The organism is Variovorax robiniae (assembly GCF_037889955.1).
GTDB lineage: Bacteria > Pseudomonadota > Gammaproteobacteria > Burkholderiales > Burkholderiaceae_C > Variovorax > Variovorax robiniae.
This window is the reverse complement of sequence record NZ_JBBKZS010000005.1, coordinates 1-12,695: the sequence shown is the minus strand read 5'-3', so window position 1 is coordinate 12,695 and position 12,695 is coordinate 1. Positions and strand designations below refer to the sequence as shown.

At 65.4% G+C, this 12,695-nt stretch carries 10 protein-coding genes; 8 read left to right on the top strand and 2 right to left on the bottom strand.

Going from position 1 to position 12,695, the window contains the following annotated elements; all coding sequences use genetic code 11:
• Positions 1 to 8 precede the first annotated feature (8 nt).
• From WKW79_RS13415 to WKW79_RS13380, 8 genes are all read left to right on the top strand, one after another.
• A complete protein-coding gene (locus WKW79_RS13415; protein ID WP_340335665.1) occupies positions 9 to 1,007 on the top strand; it encodes a response regulator in 999 nt (332 codons plus the stop codon).
• Between the two features lie 33 nt (positions 1,008 to 1,040).
• Complete coding sequence (locus tag WKW79_RS13410) at positions 1,041 to 1,709, top strand: response regulator (RefSeq protein ID WP_340335664.1); 669 nt, start codon at positions 1,041 to 1,043, stop codon at positions 1,707 to 1,709.
• Positions 1,706 to 3,106 (top strand): sensor histidine kinase, encoded by a 1,401-nt coding sequence (locus WKW79_RS13405; RefSeq protein WP_340335663.1) that lies wholly within the window; start codon positions 1,706 to 1,708, stop codon positions 3,104 to 3,106. The genes WKW79_RS13410 and WKW79_RS13405 overlap by 4 nt, the downstream gene beginning before the upstream one ends.
• 105 nt (positions 3,107 to 3,211) lie before the next feature.
• Positions 3,212 to 4,192: a Bug family tripartite tricarboxylate transporter substrate binding protein gene (locus WKW79_RS13400; RefSeq protein ID WP_340335662.1), complete on the top strand. Its 981-nt coding sequence runs from the start codon at positions 3,212 to 3,214 to the stop codon at positions 4,190 to 4,192.
• Positions 4,193 to 4,294: 102 nt separating this feature from the next.
• The gene (locus tag WKW79_RS13395) at positions 4,295 to 5,713 is read left to right on the top strand and encodes an ATP citrate lyase citrate-binding domain-containing protein (RefSeq protein ID WP_340335661.1); all 1,419 of its coding nucleotides are present in this window, start codon (positions 4,295 to 4,297) and stop codon (positions 5,711 to 5,713) included.
• A 13-nt stretch (positions 5,714 to 5,726) separates the two neighbouring features.
• A complete protein-coding gene (locus WKW79_RS13390) occupies positions 5,727 to 8,438 on the top strand; it encodes a CoA-binding protein (RefSeq protein ID WP_340335660.1) in 2,712 nt (903 codons plus the stop codon).
• Between the two features lie 26 nt (positions 8,439 to 8,464).
• Entirely contained in the window at positions 8,465 to 9,829 is a 1,365-nt protein-coding gene (locus tag WKW79_RS13385; protein WP_340335659.1) for an MFS transporter, read from the top strand.
• 26 nt (positions 9,830 to 9,855) lie between these two features.
• Positions 9,856 to 10,848 carry a Bug family tripartite tricarboxylate transporter substrate binding protein gene (locus tag WKW79_RS13380; RefSeq protein WP_422823887.1) on the top strand — a complete coding sequence of 331 codons (993 nt, stop codon included), beginning with the start codon at positions 9,856 to 9,858 and terminating at the stop codon, positions 10,846 to 10,848.
• A 156-nt stretch (positions 10,849 to 11,004) separates the two neighbouring features.
• On the opposite strand, the gene WKW79_RS13375 is transcribed toward WKW79_RS13380, so the two are convergent.
• Both WKW79_RS13375 and WKW79_RS13370 read right to left on the bottom strand, forming a co-directional pair.
• Positions 11,005 to 11,499: a pentapeptide repeat-containing protein gene (locus WKW79_RS13375; protein WP_340335658.1), complete on the bottom strand. Its 495-nt coding sequence runs from the start codon at positions 11,497 to 11,499 to the stop codon at positions 11,005 to 11,007.
• A gap of 520 nt (positions 11,500 to 12,019) precedes the next feature.
• Positions 12,020 to 12,695: RHS repeat-associated core domain-containing protein (locus WKW79_RS13370; protein WP_340335657.1), on the bottom strand; the 676-nt coding region annotated here is incomplete at its 5' end.

Sequence of the window (12,695 nt, the reverse complement as noted above, 5' to 3'; positions counted from 1 at the left end):
GGGCTGCAATGACCAGCGCACTCGCCCGCACGCTGCGCGACAACGCCGCCAACAGCGACCTCGTCCTCATCGTCGACGACGTGCCGGACAACCTTGCCGTACTGCATGACGCGCTCGACGAGTCCGGCTACACCGTGCTGATCGCCACCAACGGCGAGCAGGCCTTGCAGCGCGCGGCGCAGGCCCGGCCCGACATCGTATTGCTCGACGCAATGATGCCCGGCATCGACGGCTTCGAAGTGGCACGTCGCCTCAAGGCCGACGCCGGCACCGCGCACATCCCGATCGTGTTCATGACCGGCCTGACCGAGACCGAGCACCTGGTCGCCGCACTGGAGGCCGGCGGCGTCGACTACGTGACCAAGCCGATCAAGCCGAAGGAAGTGCTGGCCCGCATGAACGTGCACCTGCAGGGCGCGCGGCAGGCGCGGCAGGCGGCGCGGCAGGCCGGCCAGGCTCGCAACGCGCTGGACGCCTTCGGCTATGCCAGCATCACGGTGCGCATGCCCGAGGGCAAGCTGATCTGGCAGACCTCGCTGGCGCGCGACCTGCTGCTGCGCTACTGCGGCACCAGCGCGCCCGAGACGCCGGCCGCCGTGCTCGCCTGGCTGCACCAGCACCTGCCCGGCACCGTCGACCGCATCGAGCCGCCGGTGCTGTCGATCGAACTCGGCGCCGCGCACCTCAACCTGCGCCTGCACCAGCAGACCGGCCATGACGACGACGGCGCCGAATGGATGATCATCATGCGCGAGGTGTCGGACACCGCCGTCATCGAGGCCATGAGCCTGAGCCTGAAGCTCACCGCGCGCGAGGCCGAGGTGCTCTACTGGGTGGTCAAGGGCAAGACCAACCGGGACATCGGCGAGATCCTCGGCAGCAGCCCGGCCACGGCCAAGAAGCACCTGGAGCGTGTGTACGTCAAGCTCGGCGTCGAGACGCGCACCGCCGCCGCTGGCGTCGCCATGAAGCGCATCCGCGAGTTGCAGCCGCAGTTCGAAATCTGAAGCCCTCCACCGTCCGGCATGCAGAATGCCCGGATGCGAATCCTGTTGGCTGAAGACGAAGCCGGCCTGGCGACCTGGCTGACCCGCGCGCTGGAGCAGAGCGACTTCCGCGTGGACTGGGTCGCGGACGGCCGCATGGTGCGCCGGGCCGTCAGGGACACGCGCTACGACGCGCTGATCCTCGACCTCGGCTTGCCGGGCCTGGGCGGCCACGAGGTGCTGGCCGACCTGCGCGCCGCCGACCAGCGCATGCCGATCCTCATCCTCACGGCGCGCGACTCGCTGATGGAGCGCGTGAGCAGCCTGACCGAAGGCGCCGACGACTTCCTGGCCAAGCCCTTCGAATTGGCCGAACTGGAAGCCCGCTTGCTCGCCCTGATTCGCCGATCCCGCGGCAGCGAGCATCCGCGCTTTGCCTGCGGACCGCTCTCCTACGATGCCGGCGCCAAGCAGTTCATGCTGGCCCACGAAGCATTGACGCTGACGCCGCGCGAACACGCCGTGCTGCGCACGCTGATCCAGCACAGCGGCCAGCCGCTGTCCAAGCAGGAGATCCTGGAGCGCGTCTTCTCCGATGAACAGGACGTGAGCCCGGACGCCATCGAGGTGCTGGTCTACCGCCTGCGCAAGCGCCTGGAGGCCAGCCCGGTGCGCATCACCACGCTGCGCGGCCTGGGTTACGTCCTCGAATCCACGCCATGAGATTCGACGCGTGGCACCGGGCCAGCCTGCGGCGCACCCTGCTGATGGTCCTGCTGCCTGGCATGCTGCTGCTGGTGGTGGCCGAGCTGTGGCTCACCTGGCGTACCTCGCTGGACGCCGCCAATGCGGCCTATGACCGCTCGCTGCTCGGCGCGATCAAGGCCATCGATGCCAACATCTCCACCGAGAGCGGCGGCCTGTCGGTCGAGTTGCCGTACCGCATGCTCGAGTTCTTCGAGCTCACCGCGAGCGGACAGGTCTACTACCGCGTCGCGACGGATGACGGGCTGGTCGAGATCGGCAACGCCGACTTGCCCGCGCCGACCGGCACGCTGGTCACGGGTCAGCCGCGCTTCTCGGATTCGGTCTACTTCGACGAGCCGGTGCGCGTGGGTACTTATGCGCGCGTGCTCGCCGATCGCATCGGTGGCAGTCAGCACGACCAGCGCGTGATCATCCAGGTGGCCGAAACCCTGGGCTCGCGCAATGCCTTCACGCGCAGCCTCGTGTGGCAGTCGGTGCAGCGCGACCTGTTGCTGATCCTGCTAGCGAGCGTGCTGCTGGCGGCGGCCATCGGCTGGGCGCTGAAGCCGCTGCGACGGTTGCACGATGAAGTGCGCTCGCGCGCGCCGCAGGACCTGGCGCCGCTGGACACCGAGCGCATCCCGGCCGACGTGCGCCCGCTGGTCGAGGCGATCAACCATCACGTCGTGCGCAATCGCGCGCTGACGGAGGCGCGCCGGCGCTTCATCGACGATGCCTCGCACCAGTTGCGCACGCCGCTCGCCACGCTGGCGACGCAGGTCGGCTATGCGCTGCGCGAGCCGGATGCGGATCGCATGCGCGACGCCCTCTCCGCCGTCAAGACGCAACTGGACGAAGCCGTTCGGCAGACCAACCAGATGCTGTCGCTGGCGCGCACGGATGCGGCTGAACTGGAGTTGGAGCGTATCGATCTAGTGGCGCTCGCAAGGCAGATCACGCGGGAATGGTGGCCCGCAGCTCGCGACAGCGGCGTCGACCTGGGCTTCGACAGCGACTGCGAACAACTGGAACTCCCCGCGCATGCGGCCCTGTTGCGGGAGGCGCTCTCCAACCTGTTGCACAACGCGATCCGCTACACGCCACGCGGCGGCGAGGTCACGGTCGCAGTGCGGCGCGCAGAAGACTTCGCCATCCTCGACGTCGTCGACTCCGGCCAGGGCATCCCCGAGGACGAAATGTCGCGTGCCGGCGAGCGCTTCTTTCGCGCCAGCAACATGACGCTGCCGGGCTCCGGCCTCGGCCTCGCGATCGTGCGCTCGATCGCGCAGCGCCACGGTGGCGGCATGCGGCTTTCGGCAGGCGAGGGCGGTCGCGGGCTTGTTGTCTCGATCGAGTTACCTCTGGCTTCTTGACACGGGTTTTCCCTCGGGTTTTCGCCGTTTCTCTGAAAGCGCCCTGACAGCCACCGCTGGCTACAGTGACTCCACACCCAGAGACAACGCCGGAACGCGAGACCCATGAAACACCTGCTGCCATTGCTGATCGCGCTCTGCGCAGCCCCCGCGCCGGCACTCGCAGTCGACTTCGACAAGACCCAGTGCGTGGCTGCGGCCAAGCCCGGTGGCGGTTTCGACCTGACCTGCAAGCTGGCGCAGGCCGGCCTGCTGGAGGGCAAGTTCATTCCTGCGCCGATGCGCATCAGCTACCTGCCTGGCGGCATCGGTGCGCTGGCCTACAACGCCTTCGCGACGCAGCGGCCGGCCGAGGCGCAGACGCTGGTGGCCTTCTCCAGCGGCTCGTTGCTGAACATCGCCCAAGGCAAGTTCGGCCCGCATGACGAAGCCGACGTGCGCTGGGTCGCGGGCGTGGCGGCCGACTACGGCGTGATCGTGGTGGCCGCCGACTCGCCCTTCAAGTCGCTGAAGGATCTGATGGCCGCGGTCAAGGCCGATCCGTCCAAGGTCGTGTTCGGCGCAGGCGGCACCGTCGGCAGCCAGGACTGGATCAAGGCCGCGATGACGGCACGCGCGGCCGGCGTGAATCACCGCAACATGCGCCTGGTCGCCTTCGAGGGCGGCGGGGAGGCGTTGCGGGCCTTGCAGGGCAATCATGTGCAGGTCTACACCGGCGATGCCTCGGAGATGGGGACGCAGCTCAAGGACGGTGCGTCCTTTCGCGTGCTGGCCGTGATGTCGGAGCAGCGCCTGCCGGGTCCGCTCGCGCAGGTGCCGACGGCGCGCGAAGCCGGCTCCGACCTGGTCTGGCCGATCATCCGCGGCTTCTATGTCGGGCCGAAGGTCAGCGATGCGGACTACCAGGCTTGGAGCGATTTGTTCGCCCGCATGCTGGCCACCAAGGACTACGAACGATTGCGCATCGAACGTGGGCTCTATGCCTTCGCAATGACCGGCGCCGAGCTTGAGGCCTACGTGAAGCGCAGCGTCAACGGCTACCGCAAGGTGGCCGAGGAATTCGGCCTCAAGGTCGCCCCGCGATAGACGGCGGCCCCCACTCAACCACCCCCTGATTGCCACTGGCAGGTGCGCCTTGCACCCGCCCGGGCGGAGCCTCGTCTTTTTCAACTTCCAAGGAGATTTCCAATGCAACTCACCGGCATGCTGCACGGCGCCAAACTGCTCGAACACGTGGAGTTCCCGACTTCCGAAGTGCTCGGCCCCGATGCGTCCGAAGGCCAGATCCAGGACCTCATCAAGCACCACGGGCAGGTCTTCATCAAGCCGCTGTTTCGCGGCGGCGTGGGCAAGAAGGGCAAGTCGGGCCTCATCGGCAAGGCCAGCGACCTGAAGACCGCGCTGGCCGAGAAGGAGCGGCTCTACTTCGCGGAGCACAAGCACGGCAACGCTGTCGCCAAGGCCAACGGCGTGACCTTCGAAGGCGGTGTGCCGGCCGAGCACGAGATCTATTTCTCCATCACCGACGACACGCGCTTCCGCGCACCGACGATCACCATCACGCACAAGGGCGGTGTCGACATCGAGGAACTCGGCAAGGACGAGATCCGCACCGTGCCCTTCGACGCACTCACGGGTTTGAAGGCCTTCGTCATCGCCAATGCGCTCACCGACATCGGCGCGCCGCGCGAAGTCATCTCGCCGCTGGTGCAGCACCTGCCCAAGCTGTGGGAGCTGATGCACCACTACGGCATGACCACGCTGGAGCTCAACCCGATCCGCATGCGCGCCGACAAGAACGGCCGCCTCACGCCGGTGGCCTGCGATTTCAAGTGCGGCTTTGATCGCGACGATCCGCGTGTAGCGCGCCTCAACCTGCCCGACCATCTGTTTGCGGCCGACGTCTCTGCCTTCGAACAGGAGGTGAACGAGTTGCGCACGCACCAGGGGCAGTCGGACGTGTTCGTCATCAACGAGAAGGGCACCATCCTCGCGCCCACCTTCGGCGGCGGCGCCAACAGCCTGGTGACGGAAGTGCTGGGCGAGGCGGCCAGCATCTCCTCGGACTTCGGCGGCAACCCGCCCTACGAGAAGATGAAGGAGGTGGCGCGCATCTGCTATCGCCACTTCCTGAAGCAGTCGAACGTGCTGTTCATCATCGGTGGCAAGTCGAACAACACCGACATCCACGAGACCTTGCGCGCGATGGGCGACGCGCTGCGCGAGCACTTCTCGCAGCATGGGCCGACGCCCCTGTATGTGGTGGTGGGCCGAGGCGGTCCGAACCTGGTGCGCGGCTTCGGCGCGCTGGCCGAGGCCTGCGATGCACTCGGCGTGCCCTATCGCTTCTTCGGCTTCGACAGCGCGATCTCGGAGGTCGTGAACTACGCGAAGAAGGTCGACGCGTGGATGCGCGCAGAAGGACGTGCGCAGATCGCAGCGCACCTCGGTATCGCCGCGCCGGTCCAGGCCGCGATCCAGCCCGTCATCCAGGCCACCGCCCCTGCGACCTCCGCTGCTCCCACCGCCACTGCCCCTGCCATCGCCAGTGCTCCCATCACTGCACCCGCCGCCGCCCACGCCGACGCCGCTGCCACCGCCCACTGAGAGAGACGACATCATGCAAACCCAAGCCACCACAGCATCCCCGTACTACCTCGGCATCCACTCCCTCGCCGACCTAGCCACGCGCGGCGATCGCGTCTGCGTGCTCAACATCCTCGGCGGCGAGTCGCGCCAGGTCACGCCCACCAGCCATGCCTTCTCGGGCGGCAACGTCGTGTTCGGCACCTCGCCCGGCCGCAGCGGCCAGTCGCTCAAGACGCCAGTCGGCAACATCCCCGTGTTCAACAACGTGCGCGAGGGGCTGGACGCCGGCCACAGCTTCAACACCGGCGTGGTCTACCTGCCGCCCTCGGGCGTGCGCGACGGTGTGGCCGAACTGATCCGCGTGAACCCAGACCTGAAGAAGGTCGTGATCATCACCGAGAAGATCTCCGTGCACGATGCCCGCGAGATCCGCGCGATGGCGCAACAGCGCGGCGTGGACATCATCGGCGGCAACTGCCTCGGCGTGGCCGATTCCTGGAGCCGCACCCGCATCGGCGGTGCGCTCGGCGGTGACCATCCGGATGAGGCGCTGGTGCAAGGCACGGTCGCGATCTTCTCGAACTCCGGCGGCTTCACCAGCACCATCGCGCAGTACCTCAGCACCGAAGGCTGGGGCACGACCACGCTGGTCTCCTCCGGCAAGGACGTCTACATCCACTATGCCGCGCGCGATTTCGCGCATGCCTTCCGCAACGACGGCCGCTCGCGCGCCGCGGTGCTCTATGCCGAGCCCGGCGGCTACTACGAGCACGACATCGACTTCGGCAAGCCTGTGGTGGCCTGCGTGGTCGGGCGCTGGAAATCGAAGCTCACGCGGGCCGTGGGTCATGCCGGTGCCATGGCCGGCTCGGGCGACCGCGCCGAGGACAAGGAGCGCTGGTTCATGGACGCCTTCGGTGTCGACGGCCTCTACACGCCGGAAAACCCGATCGTCTCGCGCAAGGGCGCAGTGGTCAGCAACATCGCGCACATCCCGGTCGCATTGACGGCGGTGATGAAGCTCAACGGCGCGAAGCCCGATTTCGCACCGCGCGGCAGCCTGGCCCTCAAGCCGTGGATGGCCAATGACCAGGGCATCACGCTGCCCGATGCGCTGGCGCTCAAGCCCGTCACCGCCCCCGCGCCCTATGCCGAGCAGATCGCCGACATCGGCGCGCAGGTCGGCGCGGTCATCGCGCGGCAGAACATGAAGGACCGCTCCGGCGCGTCGGTCATGGATTCGAAGACGCAGGTCACCTCGGTGCATGGCCGCTCGGTGCTGGAACTCGCGCTGGAGCCCTTGCAGGCGAACTTCTCGCTGCCGCTGGTGCACGAAGTCGCGGGGCCGAACGAACGGGCCTTGCTCGACATCGCCGTCGCCGCGGAAGTGAACCTCGTCGGCGATCCGATCCTCGTGGCCGCCGATGCGGCGCGCGACGGCGGCAACTCGCCCAACACCGTGATGGCCGCGGCCGTGGCCATCGTCGGGCCGCGCCGCGTGCAGCGCACGCTCGCATGCAGTCGGGCGCTGATCGAGCTGTTTGCCGGCTCGGGCCTGAAGGACGGCAATGACGAGGGCTTCGACTTCAGCCAACTTAAGGTCGATGCGGCCGTGCGCGAACTGTTCATGGCAGGACCGGAAGAGGCCGACGACCCCCGTCCCGAAGCGATGCTGCAAGCCGTCCAACAGCGCGGCGCGAAGTCGGTCTTCCTGCGCTTCGTGCAATCGCTCGGCGGCCGTCCCTCGCGCGATGCGCTGCTGGCCGCCATCGCCACGACCATCGCCTGGGGCCCGCTGGTGCGCAAGCGCATCAGCCGCCTCACCGCGGAAACCTTGCCCTGGTACCTGCGCCTCTACGGCGTGATGGTCGGCGCGTCGATCCCGGGTGAGCAGCACCAGGCCGGGTCGCTCTGCGGCATCTCGCGCGAGGAACGCTTCGGCAAATGGACCATGGCCGACCTGTGTTTCCTGGCCATCACCGGCAAGAAGCCGACCGAGGACGAGTCGCGGCCCTTGCAGATGCTGATCGGCCTGCTGGTCTCGAATGGCCCCGGCTCCATCTCCGCGCAGGGTGCGAAAGGCGCAGTGGCCGCCGACGGCCCGCAGACACCGGGTCGCGTGCAGATCAACAAGGCCATGGCCGGTTTCCTCACGCACACCGGCTACAGCCACGGCGGCAACGGCTTCGAAGGCATGGCCTTCCTTCTGAAGCAGTTCAAGGACAGCGGCCTCACCGACCCGACCGACGCATCGCATGGCATCGACCTGAAGGCCATGGCCGCTGCCTTCGCCAAGTCGTACAAGACCGACAAGCGCGCCGCCAAGGAACTGGGCACCGAGACGCCCGCCTTGCCCGGCGTGCACCACCCCGTGTTCAAGGGCAAGCCGGTCAACCACGACCCGCGCGAACGCTTCATCGCCAGCTACATGGCCAAGCGCGGCGACTACAACATCTTCCACGCCTACTACCTCGAACTGGTGCAGGCGCTGCACGCGACCGGCGCGACGCCGTACGTCTTCTGCGTCAACGTCGACGCGGTCATCGCGGCGCTGCTGCTGGCGCTGCTGTGGAAGGACTACAAGGCCGGCGCGCTGACCGAGCGCGACCTGGAAGCCGCGGCCTTCACCGTCTTCCTCTACGGCCGAATGATCGGCGCCGCCGCCGAGATCGACGACCACCTGAACCGTGGCCGGAACATGGACACGCGCACGCCAGAGGCGTCGTGCTCCTTCGTCATGTGAACCCCGTGAACTACAAGGAGACTTCGATGCACACCCCTTCCGCTCCCCTTCAGCCGCTTGAAAAATCGGCACTGGAAAAGTCCACGATGCGGCAGGTCGCCTGGCGCACCTTGCCCTTCCTGATGCTGTGCTACTTCATCGCGTACGTGGACCGCGTCAACGCCGGCTTCGCGGCCTTGCAGATGAACCATGACCTGGGCCTGTCGCAAGCCATGTTCGGACTCGGCGGCAGCCTGTTCTTCATCGCCTACATCCTGTTCGAGATTCCGAGCAACCTGGCGTTGCAGAAGCTGGGCGCCAGGCTGTGGATCGCCCGCATCATGGTCACTTGGGGCATCGTCGGTGCACTGGCTGCCTTTGCGGTCGGGCCCTACAGCTACTACCTCGGACGCTTCCTGCTCGGCGCCGCCGAAGCCGGCTTCTTCCCGGGCGTCATCCTGTACCTGACCTACTGGTTCCCGAAGGAGTACCGTGGCCGCATCGTCGCCACCTTCATGGTCGCGATCCCGATCTCCAGCCTGCTCGGCTCGCCCATCTCCGCCGCACTGCTCGGCACCGACGGCTGGCTCGGCCTGCGCGGCTGGCAATGGCTCTTCATCATCGAGGCGATTCCCGCGGTGGTACTCGGCGTGATGGTGTTCTTCATCCTGCCGAACCGCCCGGACAACGCCAAGTGGCTCAAGCCCGAGCAGCGCGACTGGCTCAATGCCAAGCTGGCGGCAGAAGCGCAGCAGGCCGGTCCGGTGGCCCACATGTCGGTGCTGCAGATCCTGAAGAACAAGTACGTGCTGGCGCTCGCCATCGTGTATGCCGGCAGCTCGGCCACAAGCAATGCGCTGTCGCTGTGGCAGCCGCAGATCCTCAAGTCGCTCGGGCTCACCACCATGGAGACGGGCCTGATGAACGGCATTCCCTTCGCCATCGCGTCCATCGTCATGGTGCTGTGGGGCCGCCGTGCCGACAAGTCGGGCGAGCGCATCTGGAGCACCGCCTTGCCGCTGGCGCTCACCTGCACCTGCCTTGTCGCGACGCAACTCACCGCCGGTTCGCTCGCCGCCACGATGGTCCTGCTGACCTTCATCCTCGTCGGCACCTACTCGATCAAGGGTCCGTTCTGGGCGCTGTCGACCGAATGGCTGTCCGCCAGTTCGGCCGCCGCAGGCATCGCCGCCATCAACACGCTGGCCCACATCGGCACCTCCGGCGCCAACTGGATGCTGGGAGCCATCAAGGACGCGACCGGCAGCTATCCGCTCTCGCTCCTGCCATTGGCGCTGCTGACGGGGCTGGGCGCGGTTATCGTCGTGTGGATGGGACGCAGCCAGGCCCGGGATGCGGCGGCTGCATCATCCATGCCGTTGCCCACCGCGGCGTCGCCCCGAGTCGCTTGAAGAACACCAACCCAAGGAGATACCCAGTGAACACCTTCCAATTGACACGCCGTAGCGCCCTGCGCCTGGGTGTCGCGCTCCCCGCCGCGTCGATGCTGCCGATCGGGGCAAGGGCGCAGGCCGCCTGGCCCAGCAAGTCGATCCGACTCGTGGTGCCCTTCGCTCCGGGCGGCAGTTCCGAGATCGTGGCGCGCGCCGCTGCGTCGGAGATGACCAAGCTGCTCGGCCAGAGCGTCTACGTCGACAGCAAGCCCGGCGGCGCCGGCAACGTCGCGATGGTCGACGTGGCGCGCGCCGAGGACCAGCACACGCTGGTGCTGGGACACATCGGCACCATTGCCGTGAACCCCTTCATCTTCGCCAAGCTGCCCTACGACCCGGACAAGGCCTTCCAGCCGATCTCGCTGCTGTCGAAGGTGCCGAGCCTGTACGTCGTGCGCAACGACCTTCCCGCGAAGAACCTCACCGAGTTCATCGCGCTGGCCAAGGCCAAGCCGGGCACGCTCAACTACGGCTCCGCCGGCAACGGCAGTGCGGGTCACCTGGCGTTCGAATACCTGAAGATGGTGAGCAACACCTTCCTGCTGCACGTGCCCTACCGCGGCACCGGCCCGCAACTGACCGACCTGATGGGCGGCCGCGTCGACGCCGCCGCGGTCGGCGCACCGGCCGTGATCGGCTTCATCAAGGCGGGCAAGCTGCGCTGCATCGCGACCGGCACCAGCCAGCGCCTGGTGCAACTGCCGGACGTGCCGACGGTCGCCGAGCAGGGCTTCCCCGGCTTCGAGATGACGCAGTGGTACGGCCTGCTGGCACCGGCTTCGTTGCCGCAAGCCCATGCCGACAAGCTCTCCGCCGCCGCGGCGCAGGCCATGAAGGAGCCGGCCGCGCAGAAGCTGCTGGAGTCCGAGGCGGCCATTCCGGTGGGCAGCACGGCGGCGGAGTTCGCGCGCTTCATCGAGACGGAGAAAAAACGGTGGAAGCCTGTGATCGAGCGGGCGAAGATCAAGCCGGATTAGCGTGTGTTGGGCGGGTGCTCCCCGCCTCCAAGCGATTCGCCCTCGGCTTGATGAACATGTTCTTCCTCAAGCTCCAGTGCCATGCATGACCTTGGTGCTGCGCGCCTTAGAGTGAAGTGATGGATATCGAAACCGGTTGCCCTCCCGCCGGCTCAGTCAGTTGATCTGCGTGTTGCGCATCTCCGACTGCTCGAAACAGCTGCCGGTGAAGTCGACATGCTCACCGGACAAGCCATCGGCCTGGATACCAGTGCCGGTGCAATCCAGCACGTCCACGCCGGACCAGTGGCTGTGGTCGAAGGTCAGCCTGTTCCACTGACACCGATTGAATTTGGAACTGCTGAGCCCGCTGTTCTGAAACTGCGATTGGGCAAAGGTGCAGTTGGTGAATGTGCAGCCAGTGATGGAGATGCCGGAGAAATCGCAGGCCGTGAAGGTACAGCCGATGAATTGACAACCAGTCCATCCGGCTTGCTTGAAGGTCGTTGCGCTGAAGCTGCTGCCAGCGAAGGTGGAGGCCGCAAATTGGGCGAGGTTGAGGTCAAGGCCCACGTAGGCGCTGCTGTCGCTCTGGCCGGCCAAGCCGGCCGGGGCTCCTCCGATGCCTTTGCGCCAGAGGTCATGGGCGCGGATGATTGCTTGAGCGCTCATTCAGGTTGCGTTTTAGATCAGGGTATTTAATTCATCCTGCTTATTCTGAGACCACGTCCGTCGCTCAGATTGCGAGTGGTAAATTTTTCAATCAACGAATTAATTTCTATGCTCTCCAATTCCAAAACTTTCGGGGGAATTTTTTCATTCCTTTCAACGTAGCCAATTAAATTGGAAATGATGCATTCATTTTTCAGCCTTGACTTGATGAATTCAATTAATTCATGTTTAATGTCGTCATTTCCTTTCAAAAAGTAATCATTTGCGCACTGATGGGATTTGTCTGAAACGATTGCGCATTCGTAATTTTTCCCTTCGTATTGGAGGCGCATCGCTCCGGCCGATAGATTTTTAGGAAAATCAAATTTCCCGACGTCTTTAAATCCGTCGTAGTTTGTCGCGAGGTTGTTTTTTGACTCAAAATATAAAAAATAGAGAGACATTTTATTTGGGATAGAAAATGTGTGAATTTCCAACAGTGTCTACGTGATCATTTGGGTGAACGTGTGGCAAGCGCCCCTCAGTACTCCCTGTCTCTTGATTGGGATGCGGTTGATGTTTCATGAGTTTTTCTAGGACCGCATTTCTTGGCCAGTGTTACTGCTTCGCTGCGGCTATCTGCGTGCACATCCTGTCCTCGCTGCGCTCGTTGAATTGCCTGTTTGTCGGTGAGTGTTTTACCGAGATCAACTCCGCGATCAGTTCTAGTCGCGACTCGATACCCCATTAAACCGAGTGGATCGATCCACTCCGTAGGATTCGGCGCATATACCTGCAGGTTGACCCCACCCGCCAGCTTGATGGGATCACTGCTGACGAACCGGCCGCTGCCCGGGTCATAGTACCGATACCGGTTGTAATGCAGCCCGGTCTCTTCATCAAGGTACTGCCCCTGGAACCGGAGCGGATTCGTAACCCCTGAGCGCCTGGCGGCCTCCGAGATGACCTCCCTGGCCTCCCCCCAGGCCTTGTAGCTCGCACTCCAGGCAATGTTGCCCTCGTGGTCGGTGAGCTCCTGGGGCGTTCCCAGGTGGTCGCACTGGTAGAAGGCAATCTCTTCCTTCGCAAAGGCTTCTGTGTTGGGTTCCTGCTGCCCGTTCCACAGTGGGTCCTGCTCGATGTCATACCGGCCCCCATTGGCCCGCATCAGCGCCTTCACGTCGGTGGTGGCGCTCAGCTGGATCGCCTGCGGCCTG